This window comes from Pseudoalteromonas sp. 5Ae-yellow, assembly GCF_014077565.1.
Lineage (GTDB): Bacteria > Pseudomonadota > Gammaproteobacteria > Enterobacterales > Alteromonadaceae > Pseudoalteromonas.
Window position 1 is genome coordinate 1 of the sequence record NZ_JACGWD010000054.1, and the last position, 16,388, is coordinate 16,388.

Here is a 16,388-nt window from a genome sequence, read left to right on the forward strand (position 1 = left end):
TCAACGCTGGCGAGAGTGTTTTATCTTCTTGTAACTGAGTTTTAGTTTGCTCAACTATTTCAGTGATATTTATGCTGTTTAAATTCATTAAAGCTAGAGCGATAGGGTAATAGCTCTAGCTTGGCATGCTGGCAGGATCAGTCAATAGCTAAAAAAGATCCTTAGAAAATAATTTGTCTTGGTGAATAGTTACTAAATTTGTTTGATTGTTATTCAGCTATGCCAAAGCAAGGTGTTTAAAATAAAACCAACTAAAAATAAGCATAAATAATTATATACATTTTAAAACGTAAAGTAGCGATTTTAGGCACGATTATTAGTTCGTAAGTTATTTAAATATATAGAAAAAACTTAAACGTATTAGACTAAGGTCTATAGGTTAATTTTTCTCACTTATTAGGTTTGTTTTAATCGTTTGTCGGGGTTGTGGTAATTCTCTAAAGTTCAGTTGTCGGCAACAAGCACGGCTTAACTAATCAGGAATATGACCATGAAACTTACACTTATCAAAACTATCGCTCTTAGCTCACTATTAACATGTTCAGCTGCTGCAATGGCTGATCAAAGTGATTACAAATTAATGGTTATTGAAACTGCAACAGCGCCACAGCCACTTGAGCAATCATTTAATAGCTGCGCACTGAATGTTAAGTCAAAAAACTACGCTGAGGCTGAAGCAATTTGTACTAAAGCAATCGCACTTTTAAAAGACGCAGATGGCCCTAAATTTAAAGTACGCCAACTTACGTCATTCGCATTAAGCAACCGTGGTGTTGCACGTTTAAAAGCGCATAACGATACAGCTGCACTTGCTGATTTATACGAAGCATCAAAATTGTCTAACAGCTCAATGGTATCGCACAACTTAACTCGCGCTAAAGAAGAATTATCTCTATAAGGTCTTTTATAAAGTGCTTACTAAAGCATAATATAAAATAGCGAGAGTAAAAAAGCCGATGTTGGATTAAACCCCAACATCGGCTTTTTCGTGTTTATTAACTTTGTATTTTGCTATTAAAAAATAAAAAACTGTATTTTTATATATATTGTTTAGTTGTTTTCATGGATTTTAACTAATTGTAATTACTAAGTATTTTTACAGGTGTTAGACTAAAGTCTATAGGTTAGATTTATTCACTTATTAGGTTTGTTTTTATCGTTTGTGGTAAAGCAAAAGATGCAGAGTATGGGTTTGAAAATGCATGGTACCGCGATAAAGTTATTTTTGCAGGCGCTGAACTTATTTATGAGCAAGTAAAGCTTCAAAATACAGACGAACTCGACAAAATTGACGTTATTTTGTCTCGATTGGATTCAACAGATACGCCTTGGGGCGAAGAATCGTTAAATGGAAAATTAACAGTTAGAGACGATGTTTACATTAACGCCGATCGTACTTACCGATGCTCTAGCATTGAGAACGTTAGTTTTGAGCAAAGCAATGTGCTTTATGGCGTTGCTAATACTAGCCCATCGGTTAACTTTCCTACAGCTGATGAATGCGTTAGTGCTAATTTAGATACACCGTTCGAGCGAGGTTTTAGCATTAGCTATACTGAGTCAGGATCGTTTTACCAAACTGACTTTGCCTTTAGAGAGGAAAATGCCGACTTTCAGACATTATCTGATTGGGTAAATGTTAAAGACAAAGCTACTGACTTAGAAACTCAAGATTTAGTGACCGTACTCGCTGCTATGCCCTATGAGTTTGATGACGAAACATCTATTGATGCTAGCTTTTGGCGTAAATACAAAACCACAGACAACGTACGTATTATTAAAACAATTGAAGGGAAATGGTTTAGAGATACCCGCCGAGAAGATGGAACAATGCTGCATGAGTGCGGTGAAAATGGTGTTGACTGGGTGCAATGCGAATAATGTAAAAAGCACTTTAATAAATATTAGTTTAATGCCAGTCAGCTAATAACTGACTGGCATTTTTTTGTTTGAAAAAGCTTACTTTTATGTGCGGTTATAACTGTATACCTGATGAACTTTATTTTTAATCTGTTTTTTACTCGGGTTTACTGTAAAATTACTGGGTTAACATTTGTAAAGTGATGCTTACAATTGTTATTGCTCATTAAGTATTTAAACTAATTTAAGTAGAGCTTATGATTTTTTATATTATAGGGTTAAGTTTACTTGTTATTATTTTATGCGTTGCACTTTATGTAATTTACAGCAACGTACATAAAAGTCGGGTAAGAAAATCCAAGGAATACAACGTACTGTTTGATAAAGACACGATAGTTGATGAACTAATCACTCAACTAACAGAAAAAAATCAAACACAAGAAAACCAAGATAAAACAGCTAAAGGTAAAGAAGAAATCCTTGCAACATTTGTTGAGTTACATCGCTCTGGTAGCTTTTGCGCACATTTGAGTGAACAGGAAATTATTTACTTTGTTAAAAAGAAATTAAACATGGAGAGTAATAAAAATGGATAGCGAAAAAGCAGTCCCAGCAGTAAAAAGTGACTCATTTATGAGTCGATTTGGTCGTCGTAATGTAATTATAGTGTCATCAATTGTTGTATTGGTCGTGATAGCAACTCTTACATCGCAAGTTGTTTCATGGAATGAAGCAGATGAGCGTTTAGTACATCAATCGGCTTTTACAGGTAACTTAACCGTAATAAATCAAGCAGGCCCTTACTTAAAAGCATTTGGTAGTACATCCGCTTATAAAAAAGTAATTTCGATTAACTTTACGGGCGATGCAGGTGCAACAGCAAGCGCAATTGTGCCGTTAATTCCGATTCGATTTTTAGACACGACAACAGGTGGCGCACGAGGTGTCTCTCGTTTTAGATTACCAGGCAATGTACCTGCAGCTGAATCGGGTGCTCTACGTGGTTTACTTAAAATACACGAAGAGTTTGGTTCACAAGAAACATTAATATCTAATTTATTAATGCGTGCAACCACTGAAAATGTAAAAGCGTCGGCGCGTATGATGTCGGTAGAGCAGCATTACTCTGGTGGTAATGGTCAATTAAGTCAAGATTTTGCTGATCAATTAACCAACGGTATTTTTGTTACTGAACAAATTATTAGTACGGGCGAGCGCGATAAATCTGACGATTTAGGTAATTTAAGTAAACAGCAACGTGTCACTATTAATATTAAAATGGATGATGAGGGTAATACACTGCGTAACGCACCTATTTTAGGCGCTTACGGTATTACAGTAGTAGATGCCAGCATTATTGATATTGACTACGAAAGCAAAGTAAATGCTCGCCTTGAAGCCCAAAAGCAAGCTGCTGCTGATGAAGCGCTAGCGCGTCAAAACCTTAAAAAAGCAGAGCAACAAGCGCGTACTGAAGTGGCTTTAGGTGAACAAGCAATTGCTAAGCAGCGTGCTGAATCTGAAAAGCTAAAAATAAAAGAGCAAATTGATGCTGAACGGATTAAGGCAAATGCCATTATTTCTGCACAGCAACGAGTGGCTGTAAAAGCGGAGCTTGCAAAAGAGCAAGAAGAGATTCTAAAGCAACAACGTTTAGAAGCATTAGGTATGGACGTTTTAGCTGAGGCTCGTTTAAGAGCTAAGTCTGCTGCACTTGATCCAAAGTATGTATTTGATGAAACACTAAAAGCAGAAGTTAAAATTCAAACCGCTTTATTTACAAGCTTAGGTAATAGCCGTTTAGTGCCTGAAATTGTAATAGGCGCAGGCCAAGGCGAGCAAAGTAATGGCTCTGAATTCATGCGTTTATTAGCCGCCGATGCTGCATTAAGTCTTAAAAAGCGTTTAGAAAAAGAGAAAAAATAAACGATTAGTTAAGTATTGCACAAACAATAAAACGTTGGCTGATTCGCATTGGCCAGCGTTTTTTATTGCGTAAATTTTGTTATTGTATGGTGCGGCTTAGCTTGTGAAAACAAGCTTTTTAAATTATGAAATAAAAGAGTGAGCAGTACTTATGGACCCCAGTAATCAGTTTATTTTAGATTTAGGACAAGAGCATATTACCATCCAGCGACGATATGAAGCGCTGGGAGCGTTTAACGATTTTTTGATTGCTGTTTGGTTTTTAATTGGCAGTTTTTTCTTTTTAAATGACTCACTAATAGAAAGTGGCACATGGCTGTTTATAGCGGGCAGTGCTCAATTGCTTATAAAACCTATTTTGAAATTGATCAGCTTAGTACATGTTAGTCGGGTATTTCATTCAAATAAAACTTCATAAATAAAGCACCATAAATACGACTCATGATGAGTTCAGTTATTATGGCTAATAATTTACCAGTATAAGTTATTTAAATATCAAGGATAGAAAAAGTGAAAGTACTTAAGTGGATTGCAATTGGAATAGCTACTTTATTAATAGTAGGCTTACTAATTCCCGAAAAAAATAATGATTCCGGTACAAGGTGCCACAAGTAAAGATTGGAACCATAACACGTTTTGGTACGAGCCTTGGGGTAGGTCGGGTGTGCACAAAGGAATTGATATTTTTGGCACAAAAAATACTCCCGTAATTGCCTCAACAAGCGGTATTGTTATATTTGCAGGTGAGTTAACTCGTGGTGGTAAGGTGGTTGCGGTGCTTGGGCCTAAATGGCGCGTGCATTATTTTGCACATTTAAATAACTACTCGGTAAGTACAGGTGATGTAGTAAGCATAAACAGTCAAATTGGCTCACTGGGCGATACCGGAAATGCCGCAGGAAAACAGCCTCATGTGCATTATTCTATTTTATCGTTAGTGCCCATGCCGTGGCTTTTTACAGCGCAAAACCAAGGGTGGAAAAAGATGTTTTTTTGAGCCCACATAAAAAACTCACTGCTAAATAATAGTTTTAGCTGTTAAATCAAGATGTTTAACAGCTAGAATTAGTTAATAAGCAAGCGTGTATTTAAGCTAAAAATTAGCCTGCAACAGGTGTTTTACCCGCGCGAATATTTTTAATGCTTTTAATAAACATATAAATACAGGTAGTGATTAAACAGCCTGCTAAATAAAACACAATACCATTGGGTGCATCAGATAAATTTGCAGCAAGCATAGGGCCAAATACCGAACCAATACTGTAACTCAAAAGCATTACCTCAGTTGCTGAGACTATTTTTGCCATTGGCAATGAGTCGCACGCAAGTGTTATAGCAATCGGGTAAAGTGCAAAGCTGCATGCGCCTAGTATTAAGTAGCTTACTATTAATCCTGCTAAAGTGTTTGCTTGTAATATACCCACAGCACCGGCTGCGCCTACTAAACAAAACATACCCATCAATAAGCTTTTTTCAAGCCGAGTAGATAAGTAACTCACAAGCGGCTGTACGACCATGCCGCCTAAAATAATAACCGCCATAAGTGTCCCTGTGTACTGAGCTTGATCAGCTTGTGCTGAAATATACACCGGCATTAAGCCGTAAATAGGGCCCAGTAATAAGCCCGATGCTAAGCATCCGAGCATAGCTGGGTGGCTTAATGTTTTTATTTCTTTTAGTGGTAGTTTTTCAAGGTGCTGTTTTTCGGGCTGACCTTTAGTTATTAATAAAGGGGCCAAAATAGCTAAAAATAATAACGAGGCTACAAATAAATAAGGCATTGAACCTTCGGTGCCAAGCGGCCCTATAGCAAGTTGACCAACCGCGCTGCCCCCATAAAGTGAGGTCATGTATAAACCCAAACGTTTAGCCCGCGACTTTGCTGTGTTGGTCATTAACAACCAAGACTCAACAACGACAAACACACCGGCAACAGCAACACCTGCTACAAATCGTGCAATTAACCAGTTAACGGTATTTGGTAGCGCAAGTTGTGCAAGCACACTTACTATTAACAAGCTTAAAAATAATATAAAGGCGAAGCGATGACCCATTTTTACCACAATGCGCTCTATTGTGGTGGCGCCAATAAGTAAGCCAAAGTAAAAAATGCTCGCAAGCCAAGGCGCTAGATTTTCATCAAGTTTAAATGCAGGTAACGACAGCGGAATAAGGCTCATTAAAAAGCCTGATGCAATAGCAAAAAATGACAGCCCGATAACGGGTGCTAAAGGGTTGTTAGAGGTGCTTGTGGTGGCTGATTCGGCCATTTGTGTTTATCGACTCATCAAGGTAAATAACCACTGTTTTAAAGTTTGAGAGGTTACTTTAATAATAAAATTTGCGCGAATTTAGAGCCAAATTAAAAATAAGTAAAGTGATATTTTATTAAACAATATAAATAAACTTTAAAACGATCTTTTTGGTAAATTATCGGATCTATTATGCTTTTTATTGTAGTGTTTTTATGGAGATATTGTTTTATATTTGTGAGCATTTATGTCTGAATAGGTTTTTTGTAATGCAAGCAGACAGGCACATATCGCATGCTGCACGTCACTTTTTAAAGTTTGCGCAGCAGCACGTAGAGCAATATTTAGATACGCAGTGGGTGCGTAATGAATTACATAACTTAGATTTAAACTAGATTTAAAGTTAATTAATATCCGGTGTTGAGTCTCTTAAAATAAGCTTTGGCTGAAACACGTGCTTTACTGTTATGCCGCTTTTTTTGTAAATGTCTTTAAGCACTAAGTTAGCCGCAGCTCGGCCCATTTCGGGAACTGGGTTATCTATTGTAGTCAGTGTTGGGTAGAGATAATTGGTAAAAATTACGTTATCGAACCCAATAATGGCTAAATCTTTTGGCAGGTTAAAACCGTGTTCGCGGGCGTATTTCATAGCACCCGATGCCATTTCGTCATTGGCGCATACAAGGGCGGTTATTTGCGCTTTATTTTGAATAAAATGCCTTAAACCATCGCTGCCGCCGGTTTCTTTAAAGTCGCCTATGTAAAATAGGTTTTCGTCAAAGGTTAGATTGTATTCTGCTAGGGCTTTTTTGTGGCCTTTTAAACGATTTGACGCGTCTTCTTTAAACTGCGGGCCTGCTATGTACGCAATGTTTTTATGACCTTTGTTGATCATAGCTTTAGTGGCTAAGTAGCCGCCCATTACGTTGTCGAGGCTAATGCAGTTTTCTTCAATTTCTTTAACGTAGCGGCTCATTAAGTAAATAGGGGTTTTGCCTTTACTTAACTCAATTAGATACTCGTTTGATACCGCTTCTACGTGGGCAATAATAGCGTCGCAATTACGGCCTATTAAAAACTCAAAGCCGCTTTTTTCTTTTTTCTCGTCACTGTGCCCAGGGGTAATAATAACGTGTTTACCCGCAATACGAAGATGCTCTTCAATGGCTGACATCATCTGACCAAAAAACGGACCATCCAACTCAGAAACTAAAATACCGACGCTGTTTGTAGTGCTAGACGCCAAAGAGCGAGCAATAGAACTTGGCTGATAGCCTAGCTCTTTCATTGCTTCTAATACCTTTTTTTTAGTTTTTTTGCTTACGTAGTCGTTGTCGTTAAGCACCCTTGAAACAGTTGATAAAGACACACCTGCCATTTCTGATACTTGATAAATTGTCGCCATTGATGTCCTAGCTTATATGTATTTTTACTCGCACTTTATAAAAAATATAAAGTGCGAAGGGTCATTAAAAGTTAATTTACACATTACTGCGTCTAATTGCTAAGTCTTCTGTTATTTTTTGCGTCATCGCTGAGGTTAGCGGATAAATAAGCATCAATGCGGCGCCTAAAAAAGCAAATGCGGCGGGTATCCAGCTCATAAGTAACTGCATACCAGGTAGGGCTTGTGTGATTGTTAGCTCATCCATACCGTTATAGCCGTAGCCTGCAAGTACCACCAACACTAATGCACCTGCAAAACCACCACCGGTTTTTTGCACAAATGTACCCGCAGAATAAATTAAGCCTGTAGCGCGGCGTTTGTTTTTCCACTCTGAATAATCGGCTGAATCACCAAGCATACTAAAAAATAATGTTGGCATCATCGCGGCAAAAAATTCAGCAGCGCAACCAAAGGTAAATACAGCAATAAGGTTATCACTAGGTACCCAGTAAAATGCAGTAGTGAGTATGCCGCTTAGCATTAATGAAGCAATAAAAAGGTTTCGTTTACCCATAATTTCGGCCAGTTTACCTGTGGCAAGTGCGCCAAATATAGATACAACCAACAAAGCAATAAAGTATTGCCCAGCCATGAGTTCATTGGCTACGTGGTACTTAAAGTAGTACGCAATTACACCGTATTTTATGCCATTAAACATCATGGTTAAAAAACCAATGCCGAGTAATACCAGCCAAGGTTTGTTGGTCAGAAGATCAACCATGTCGCGTTGTGAGCCCGTTAAGCTTTGCTTATCTTTATTGAGTAATTTTTTAATAACGAATGTCATTGCAGCCATAACAAGGGCAAAAAATACGCCGCTGTATAAATCGCGGTAATAAAAAAACAGGGTGGTAGCAAGCAAAGGTAGGATTATAAATGGCAGGCTTTTGGTTAAATCAAACAACTCTGATTTTAAATTCCCTTCATTTGAGGCGTGCGGTGTTACACGCTCTTTGGTGGTCGCAAACGTTATAATCATTAAAATAATAAGTAAGCTGGCAAATAAGTACATAGTAAGCTGATAGCCTTTGGCATTGTCGCCGCCACCAAAAAATGCCACTAGCTCAGGTAAAAAACCCATAACCAATAAGCCACCAGTAAACGCACCTGCAAACCTAAAACCAGAGAGCTTTGTGCGCTCTGTATCGTCTGGTGTCATTACGCCCATAAGTGCCGAGTAGGGCACATTACTTACGGTGTAAGCAAGCGTTAAACCTATGTAGGTTACGTAGGCATAAATAAGTTTGTTGGTGGTGCTAAAGTCGGGTGTAGTAAAACACAACACCATAAACAAGCCCAAAAATGGTGCCGAGTAGAGTATCCATGGGCGAAATTTACCAAAGCGCGACTGCGTTCTGTCGGCAATCATACCCATAATAATGTCGGTTACGCCATCTGATAGCCTTACAACCAAAAATAACATGGCAGCGGCGGCTGCCGATATGCCAAATGTATCGGTGTAAAACACCGCTAAATAAGCAAGTGCGCCGCGCCATACTAAGTTAGCGCCGGCATCGCCCATGGCGTAACCGACTTTTTCGTATAAAGGGAGTTTGTTCAATGTGTGTGTTCTTATTGTTATAAGCCGAAAAATTATCGGCTAGTTATTAGGTTACTGTACGCTTTACCGCTGGCTTTAACAGTTCGTTTTTGTGTGTTGTAGTCTACGTGTATTATTCCAAAGCGCTTTAAATATCCTTCTGCCCATTCAAAGTTATCCATTAGGCTCCACGCAAAGTAACCATCTACTTTAACGCCTTGCTCGGTTGCGTTATGTAGGGCATTTAAATGCTCGTGGTAATATTCAATACGGTCGTTATCTTTGATTTCACCGTCTTTAAATTCGTCAGCCATGGCTGCGCCATTTTCGGTAATATAAATAGGCGGTAGGGTGTACTTTTCGTTTAACGATACAAGTAATTCTGTAAGCGCTTTAGGATAAATTTCCCAGCCTATATCGGTCATTGGCGCTTTATGTGGCAGCTCATGGTAAAAGTCGGTTTCGCTTGCTTGATAATGCATGCGGGTATAAAAGTTAACCCCTAGGTAATCTAGCGGTTGAGCAATTATTTCCATGTCGCCATCTAAAATATCTGGGCGGTGGGCTTTAGGTAATTGCTTAATAATATCAGGGTATTTACCTTGCATTACAGGCTGCATGTACCATTGGTTTATATAGTCATCAGCAAATGCAGTAGCTTTTAAATCGTCTTCACTTTGGGTAACGGAGTAACAAGGCGTAAAGTTAAGTACAATACCGTTTAGCGTATTTGGGCTATTTTTAGCAAGTACTTGCATAGCCAAACCGTGACCCAGTAATAAGTGGTGCGCGGCTTTACGACCAAATTCGCGACCTACTATGCCAGGTGCATGTACGCCTATTTCGTAACCTAAGTAAGAGCTGCAAAACGGCTCGTTTAAGGTGGCGTAAGAGTGCACACGTTCCCCAAAAGCTTTGGTAATTAAATCTGTGTAATGTGCAAACTCGTAAGCGGTGTTACGGTTTAGCCAACCGCCTTCATCTTCAATATGTTGTGGTAAATCCCAGTGATACAGCGTTACAAAAGCTTTAATGTTACGACGTTTTAATTCATCTAAAATGTCGGTATAAAACTTAACGCCTGTCGGGTTTAAGTGACCGCTTTTAGTCATTACGCGCGGCCACGAAATCGAAAGTCTATAAGCGTCCACACCTAATGATTCAATTAAGTTTATATCTTCTTTCCAGCGAGTGTAGTGCTCGCAGGCTACATCGCCATTTGAATTATCGACTATTTTGCCTTCTTTACTGCAAAAGGTATCCCAAATACATGGCAAGCGATCAGCTGCGCCGCCTTCAATTTGAAATGAGGCCGTAGCTACACCATAAGTAAAATTTTTGGCTAAAAGTGGTGAGCCACTAGGTAAAGATAATTGTTTCATTAAGAGAAAACCTCTGCTTCTTTTTTGGTAAAGTTTGCTTTGTATAGAGCGTATATTAAATTCATTATTGGAAGCGCTTCCATATTTAATTTGATTAATCACTAAGTATGGTATTTAATAACTTTGAGGAAGCGCTTCCATATTTAGGTTAGTGGCTATTGTTAAACAGGTCAATAGTTAAATTTAAATAACAAATGGGCGCTCACAAAATCACACTGACACAACACAGGGCTATAAATATGAAAAAAAGCTTAAACACTAACAGGTTACACATGCTCCCCATTTTAATAGGAGGACTGTGCGTTTTAAGTGGGTGTAATAAACAAGAGATTAACGCAAATAATAGCCAAGGCGCCGTAGCCAAAAAGGCTGAGCATGAGCAAGGTGATTTATCACTTTGGCCAACGCTTAAAAGCAAGGTAGTGAAAACGCCCGAAATTGAAAATACAATTGCACAGTATTTAAAAACAATGACGCTTGAGCAAAAAGTAGCGCAAATGATCCAACCTGAAATTCGCGATATTAGTGTTGAAGATATGCGCAAATACGGTTTTGGTTCGTATTTAAATGGCGGTGGCTCGTTCCCAAATGCTAATAAGCATGCAACGCCTGCAGATTGGATAACACTTGCTGAGAGTATGTATCAAGCATCGGTTGATGACTCAATTGATGGCAGTAAAATTCCAACTATGTGGGGCACTGATGCGGTACATGGTCATAATAATGTGATTGGCGCGACATTATTTCCGCACAATATTGGTTTAGGTGCTGCTAATAACCCCGCATTAATTGAGCGCATTGCAGCAGCTACTGCAATAGAGGTAATGGCAACAGGCATAGATTGGGTGTTTGCACCGACTGTTGCGGTGGTGCGCGACGACCGATGGGGCAGAACGTACGAAGGCTACTCAGAAGACCCTGCAATTGTACGTGAGTATTCAGCCGCAATTGTAAACGGATTGCAAGGCAGAGCCGATGAAGACTTTTTAAGTGACAAACGCGTAATTAGTACCGTTAAGCACTTTTTAGGCGATGGCGGCACAGTAGATGGTGACGATCAAGGCGATAACATTGATAGCGAAGAGGTGTTATATAACATTCATGCGCAAGGTTATATAGGTGGCTTAACCGCAGGTAGTCAGTCGGTTATGGCATCGTTTAATAGCTGGAATGGTAAAAAAAATCACGGCAACAAATACTTACTTACCGAAGTATTAAAAACAAAAATGGGTTTTGATGGCTTTGTTGTAGGAGATTGGAACGGACACGGACAAGTTGCAGGCTGTACAAATGAAAGTTGCCCACAGGCTGTTAATGCGGGGCTTGATATTTTTATGGTGCCAACGGGTGCTTGGAAGCCACTTTATGAAAATACAATTAAACAAGTAAAAGCGGGCACAATAACAATGGCGCGAATAGATGACGCCGTAGCACGTATTTTACGCGTTAAATTACGTGCGGGTTTATTTGATAAGCCAAGCCCTGCAAATCGAAAATATTCAGGTAAATTAGAACTAATAGGTGCGCCAGCACATCGCGATATTGCCCGCCAAGCGGTACAAGAGTCGCTAGTACTGCTTAAAAACAACAACCATTTATTACCGCTTAACCCATCAAGCAACATACTGATTGCAGGCGATGCGGCAGACAACATAGGCAAGCAATCGGGTGGTTGGAGTATTACGTGGCAGGGAACTAATAATCAAAATGCAGATTTTCCTGGAGCAACGTCTATTTATGCCGGATTAAAAACGCAAATAGAGGCTGCTGGCGGTAACGCTATTTTAAGCCCAACGGGTGAATTTAATACCAAACCCGATGTAGCCATTGTTGTATTTGGTGAAGAACCATACGCAGAGGGACATGGCGATAAAGACAACCTTGAGTTTGAACGTAACAATAAACGTTCTCTTAAAATATTAAAAACATTAAAGCAGCAAGGTATTGCAGTGGTATCGGTGTTTATATCGGGCAGACCAATGTGGGTTAACAGCGAGCTAAACGCGTCAGATGCATTTGTAGCAGCATGGCTTCCTGGCACTGAAGGACAAGGCATTGCAGATGTTTTATTAGCGGATGCAAGTGGGCAGGTACAATACGACTTTAAAGGTAAATTGTCGTTCTCGTGGCCTAAATCGCCACTACAAACCGCAGTAAATAAGGGCGATGCTAATTACTCACCATTATTACCCTATGGCTTTGGCTTAACGTATAAAGATGAAAGTACGCTTAGCAATAATCTAAATGAAGACTCAGGTGTTGATATTAGTAACCTTGCGCCGCTATCTATATTTAATGGCAGCTTTAAAACACCGTGGCGTTTGTTTTTAAATTCAAACAGCGAGCAGCACCAAGTAGCAAGTAATAGTGTAAAGCTTGGCGGCATTACTTATCGTACTGAAGACAAAGCGATTCAAGAAGATGCGATGCAATTTAATTTTGATGGCACTGCACCCAGCTATATCGAGATTAATAGTAACTTTACCGAAGACAAAGTGGCCTACATTGAAGCAAATTCGGCCCTTAGTTTTAGCTATAAAGTAAACCAAATACCTAGCTCACATACATACCTTGCAATGAAGTGCGAACAAGGTTGTGGTAGCGAGCTTGATATTACTAATGAGCTTGAAAATGCTGATTTAAATACATGGCAAACCATGAGTATAGATTTAACCTGTTTTGCTAAAAAGGGCGTTGATTTTGCCAGAATAACCAGCCCTTTTATTATTAAAACAGCAGGAGAGCTTAGCGTTTCAGTTGCAGATATTAGCTTTGAGCCACAAAGCGCTAAAAGTGCCATGGTTAAGTGTGAAGAATAAAACGTAAAAGTTGTTGTGTGTACCAAAAACCCTTAGTAATAAGGGTTTTTTATGCTGGGCAATACTGCTTTAAAAACTCATGGTGGGGTGGTAATTGGCTTACGCGTTGCTCTATTTGTTGCTTAATACCGTGTAAAAAACGGGTGAGTTCTTCATCGCTCATCATGCTGGCTATTAAATGATGTTGATTAGGCTCAATACCCTGACCAAGCATAACTTGCACCCACGAGTCGACTCTAAAAATGTCGCCATCGTCTAAAAATACACGGCCGGTTTGTTTAAACAAATCAATTTTATGCTGAAGTGTTTTTGGCACTTCCATGGCATTACAATGCTGCCAAAACTCACTGTCATCGCGATTAGTTACTTTGTAGTGCAGCACAATAAAGTCGCGAATATTTTCAATTTCGCTTTTAAGCTGTTTGTTGTATTCGTCAATGGCGTGATTGGTAATGACATTAAACGGAAATAAACGCATAAAGCGAATAATACCCGACATTATTAAGTGAATGCTGGTGGACTCAAGTGGCTCAACAAAACCGCTAGCAAGGCCAAGCGCTAAGCAGTTTTTGTTCCAGCCTTTTAAGCGGCGCCCTGTTTTAAATTTAATTATACGGGGCTCTGTAAGCGCCTCGCCTTCAATGTTATTTAATAATAGCGCTTTGGCTTGTTCGTCATCCATATATTGGCTGCAATAAACTAATCCGTTGCCGACACGGTTTTGCAGTGGTATACGCCATTGCCAACCGCTTTTATGGGCAATAGAGCGGGTAAGTGGCAATACGGTATCGCTGGTTGATTTTGTTTGCACCGCAATGGCGCTGTTACACGGTAGTAAATGCGACCAGTCTTCGTAGCCAGTATGTAATGCTTGCTCTATTAATAAGCCTCTAAAGCCGGTGCAATCAATAAAGAAGTCGCCGTTAATGTGCTCGCCATTATTTAAAATCAATGATTCTATATGGCCCGTTTTAGTGTTTTTTACTACTTTTTGTATTTTACCTTCAATGCGTTTTACACCTAATGGCTCTGAAAATCCACGTAAAAACTGTGCGTAACGCGTGGCATCCATATGGTAGGCATAGTTAATAGGGTTTTGCTGATTAAACGCAAACTTACCGGCTTTAGCCGCTTGCAGCTCGTAGCAGTAATCGCCAAATGGGTTGTTTATTCCTAAAGTTTTACCTTGCAGCCAAAAGTGATGAAATTCACCCGCCCAACATTCTTTGCCCGTTGCGCCAAATGAGTGAATATAATGCGTGTTTTCATCGCCCCAGTTTTCAAAGCTAATACCTAATTTAAAGCTTGCTTGAGTGGCTTTCATAAATGCTTGCTCGTTTATACCCAGCAATTTATGAAATGTACGAATAGGCGGAATTGTTGCTTCACCAACACCTACAGTGCCAATATCGTCAGATTCAACAAGGGTTATGTTTATATTGTTACCAACTAGTTTAGCAAGTGCTGCTGCGGCCATCCAACCTGCAGTGCCGCCTCCAGCAATTACTACGTTTTTAACAGCATTTTTTTTAGTCATTATGTGGCTGCCCATTGTTTGATAAAAGATGATTTAAAAGCGCGCGATTACTTGGCAGTCCATTTAAGCACTGCGCTATTTTTTCGCGATTTTGCTGATAATAGTAATCCCCAGCACGTGGGTCGTTAAATGTATTTTGTGCAGATACTGTTTGTGTATTAAAGCCCATGCCATATAAAACGTATTGATAACTGCTTGATGAAAACACTTCTTCGTTTTCAATAAAATCAAAGCGGCTAGGGGGCTGAAATTGCCAAAGTTTAAGTAAGTTTTGCACGCGTTCGGGCGCGGTATTTAAACTACTAATATTTTGCCAATAGGGAGTGTCGTCGCGCTCGCTTAGCACATAATGAAGTTTTAAAAACTCAATAACGCGTTGCCAACGAGTGCTAAAACGCTCATTAAATCGTATGGCAAGTTGGCTTATGTGTGTGCGGTTTTGCGGTAGTTGCTCGCTTATCATGCTAATTGAAAGTTCAACCATAGCAAGTGCTGACGCTTCAAGTGGCTCTAAAAAGCCAGCTGACATACCTACAGCAACACAGTTTTTAATCCAAAATTTTTGCCTGTAACCAGGGCTGAATTTTAATACACGGTAGGTAAGTTGCTCAGCTTGTTGCTCACTGGTAGTTTTAGCTATGTAGCTTTTTAGGGTATTTGTTGCGCTTTCATCACTTTGATATTTACTACTAAATACATAACCTGTGCCACTGCGTGTTGGCAGGGCTATATCCCAAATCCAGCCGTTACTTTGCGCTGTAGATAGTGTAGCAGAGGCGATTGGTTGATTGATGTGTGCATTAGGTATTTGCGCCGCAACAGCGCTGTTATTAAATAAAATATGATCTTGCGCTATAAACTCACTATTAAAATGCTCACCAATTAAACGAGCGCGAGAGCCTGAGCAATCTATAAATAAATCACCTGTTATATCGCCATTATTATTTGTTTTTATTGCGGCAATATAGCCATGCTCGTCGTTAATAACCTCGGTTACATCGTCAGTAATATGTGTAACGTTTAGATTTTTAACACAGTGATTTTTTAAAAACTCAGCAAATTTACCCGCATCTAAATGATAGCCATAGTTGGTGACTGCTGCGTATTCGGGTGTTTGTAATTGTTTTGGTGCAAGTGCTGCTTGGCATACAAAGCTTTGCATATTAACAACGTCGGCAAATTTTTGATCAGGTGCAATGCGTTGCCAGCTGGCGTGTAAATTAGTGTGCTCGTAGCCTTGTGGATTCATAAAAGGGTGGTAGTAGTTTTCTCCCTCGCTGAGGTTGCGCCAATTTATAAATTTAGAACCTTGCTTAAATGACGCGTCGCACTGGGTTATAAAATCAATTTCTTTAATGCCAATGCGTTGTAAGGTATTACGCATTGACGGCCATGTGCCTTCACCTACGCCCAATATAGGCACGTTTGCCGACTCCACTAACGTTACACTTAGGTGCGGGTGTTCGGCGGCTAATAAGCCTGCGCTTAGCCAGCCGGCAGTACCACCACCTAAAACGACTATTTTTGTTATTGGTTTGGTCATGAGTTAACACCCTAAAGTTGATAACAATTAAACTAGCATTAATACTGTTTTAAATACAAAAAAGCCGCTAGTAAAAACTAAC

Annotated in this window: 12 protein-coding genes and 2 pseudogenes; 8 read left to right on the top strand and 6 right to left on the bottom strand. The window is 39.5% G+C overall.

The window, feature by feature from the left end:
• The first annotated feature begins 490 nt into the window (after positions 1-490).
• The 6 genes and pseudogenes from H4J63_RS14210 to H4J63_RS14235 all read left to right on the top strand — a co-directional run bounded on the left by H4J63_RS14210 (position 491) and on the right by H4J63_RS14235 (position 4,812).
• Entirely contained in the window at positions 491-898 is a 408-nt protein-coding gene (locus H4J63_RS14210; RefSeq protein WP_182197206.1) for a hypothetical protein, read from the top strand.
• A 401-nt stretch (positions 899-1,299) separates the two neighbouring features.
• Positions 1,300-1,881, top strand: a complete 582-nt coding sequence (locus H4J63_RS14215; RefSeq protein ID WP_259365680.1) for a hypothetical protein — start codon at positions 1,300-1,302, stop codon at positions 1,879-1,881.
• A 236-nt stretch (positions 1,882-2,117) separates the two neighbouring features.
• A complete protein-coding gene (locus tag H4J63_RS14220; RefSeq protein WP_024595217.1) occupies positions 2,118-2,456 on the top strand; it encodes a hypothetical protein in 339 nt (112 codons plus the stop codon).
• Complete coding sequence (locus tag H4J63_RS14225; protein ID WP_182197208.1) at positions 2,449-3,786, top strand: SPFH domain-containing protein; 1,338 nt, start codon at positions 2,449-2,451, stop codon at positions 3,784-3,786. The genes H4J63_RS14220 and H4J63_RS14225 overlap by 8 nt, the downstream gene beginning before the upstream one ends.
• Before the next feature lie 151 nt (positions 3,787-3,937).
• On the top strand, positions 3,938-4,204 hold the full coding sequence (locus H4J63_RS14230; RefSeq protein WP_165742813.1) for a YrhK family protein: 267 nt from the start codon (positions 3,938-3,940) through the stop codon (positions 4,202-4,204).
• Positions 4,205-4,296: 92 nt separating this feature from the next.
• Positions 4,297-4,812 (top strand): annotated as a pseudogene (locus H4J63_RS14235) (M23 family metallopeptidase).
• Positions 4,813-4,886: 74 nt separating this feature from the next.
• On the opposite strand, the gene H4J63_RS14240 reads toward H4J63_RS14235, so the two are convergent.
• On the bottom strand, positions 4,887-6,056 hold the full coding sequence (locus tag H4J63_RS14240) for an MFS transporter (RefSeq protein ID WP_182197209.1): 1,170 nt from the start codon (positions 6,054-6,056) through the stop codon (positions 4,887-4,889).
• A gap of 242 nt (positions 6,057-6,298) precedes the next feature.
• On the opposite strand from H4J63_RS14240, the pseudogene H4J63_RS14245 reads away from it, so the two are divergent.
• A pseudogene (locus H4J63_RS14245) lies at positions 6,299-6,433 on the top strand (LysR family transcriptional regulator); the annotation flags it as partial.
• A gap of 8 nt (positions 6,434-6,441) precedes the next feature.
• Here the strand turns inward: H4J63_RS14245 and H4J63_RS14250 are convergent.
• The 3 genes from H4J63_RS14250 to H4J63_RS14260 form a co-directional block, all read right to left on the bottom strand.
• Complete coding sequence (locus H4J63_RS14250) at positions 6,442-7,443, bottom strand: LacI family DNA-binding transcriptional regulator (RefSeq protein ID WP_002961833.1); 1,002 nt, start codon at positions 7,441-7,443, stop codon at positions 6,442-6,444.
• Positions 7,444-7,519: 76 nt separating this feature from the next.
• Positions 7,520-9,046 carry an MFS transporter gene (locus H4J63_RS14255; RefSeq protein WP_149604933.1) on the bottom strand — a complete coding sequence of 509 codons (1,527 nt, stop codon included), beginning with the start codon at positions 9,044-9,046 and terminating at the stop codon, positions 7,520-7,522.
• A gap of 32 nt (positions 9,047-9,078) precedes the next feature.
• Positions 9,079-10,407 carry a GH1 family beta-glucosidase gene (locus tag H4J63_RS14260; protein WP_182197211.1) on the bottom strand — a complete coding sequence of 443 codons (1,329 nt, stop codon included), beginning with the start codon at positions 10,405-10,407 and terminating at the stop codon, positions 9,079-9,081.
• A 239-nt stretch (positions 10,408-10,646) separates the two neighbouring features.
• On the opposite strand from H4J63_RS14260, the gene H4J63_RS14265 reads away from it, so the two are divergent.
• Entirely contained in the window at positions 10,647-13,226 is a 2,580-nt protein-coding gene (locus tag H4J63_RS14265) for an exo 1,3/1,4-beta-D-glucan glucohydrolase (protein ID WP_182197212.1), read from the top strand.
• Positions 13,227-13,275: 49 nt separating this feature from the next.
• Here the strand turns inward: H4J63_RS14265 and H4J63_RS14270 are convergent, their stop codons facing one another.
• Entirely contained in the window at positions 13,276-14,763 is a 1,488-nt protein-coding gene (locus H4J63_RS14270; protein ID WP_182197213.1) for a tryptophan halogenase family protein, read from the bottom strand.
• On the bottom strand, positions 14,756-16,306 hold the full coding sequence (locus H4J63_RS14275) for a tryptophan halogenase family protein (RefSeq protein ID WP_182197214.1): 1,551 nt from the start codon (positions 16,304-16,306) through the stop codon (positions 14,756-14,758). Before H4J63_RS14275 ends, H4J63_RS14270 begins: the two co-directional genes overlap by 8 nt.
• Positions 16,307-16,388 lie beyond the last annotated feature (82 nt).

What these genes read in the sequence shown, in the direction of transcription:
- H4J63_RS14270 (WP_182197213.1), bottom strand. Translation starts at nt 14,763, where the DNA reads ATGACTAAAAAAAATGCTGTTAAAAACGTAGTAATTGCTGGAGGCGGC.
- H4J63_RS14220 (WP_024595217.1), top strand. Translation starts at nt 2,118, where the DNA reads ATGATTTTTTATATTATAGGGTTAAGTTTACTTGTTATTATTTTATGC.
- H4J63_RS14210 (WP_182197206.1), top strand. Translation starts at nt 491, where the DNA reads ATGAAACTTACACTTATCAAAACTATCGCTCTTAGCTCACTATTAACA.
- H4J63_RS14260 (WP_182197211.1), bottom strand. Translation starts at nt 10,407, where the DNA reads ATGAAACAATTATCTTTACCTAGTGGCTCACCACTTTTAGCCAAAAAT.
- H4J63_RS14225 (WP_182197208.1), top strand. Translation starts at nt 2,449, where the DNA reads ATGGATAGCGAAAAAGCAGTCCCAGCAGTAAAAAGTGACTCATTTATG.
- H4J63_RS14250 (WP_002961833.1), bottom strand. Translation starts at nt 7,443, where the DNA reads ATGGCGACAATTTATCAAGTATCAGAAATGGCAGGTGTGTCTTTATCA.
- H4J63_RS14240 (WP_182197209.1), bottom strand. Translation starts at nt 6,056, where the DNA reads ATGGCCGAATCAGCCACCACAAGCACCTCTAACAACCCTTTAGCACCC.
- H4J63_RS14275 (WP_182197214.1), bottom strand. Translation starts at nt 16,306, where the DNA reads ATGACCAAACCAATAACAAAAATAGTCGTTTTAGGTGGTGGTACTGCC.
- H4J63_RS14230 (WP_165742813.1), top strand. Translation starts at nt 3,938, where the DNA reads ATGGACCCCAGTAATCAGTTTATTTTAGATTTAGGACAAGAGCATATT.
- H4J63_RS14265 (WP_182197212.1), top strand. Translation starts at nt 10,647, where the DNA reads ATGAAAAAAAGCTTAAACACTAACAGGTTACACATGCTCCCCATTTTA.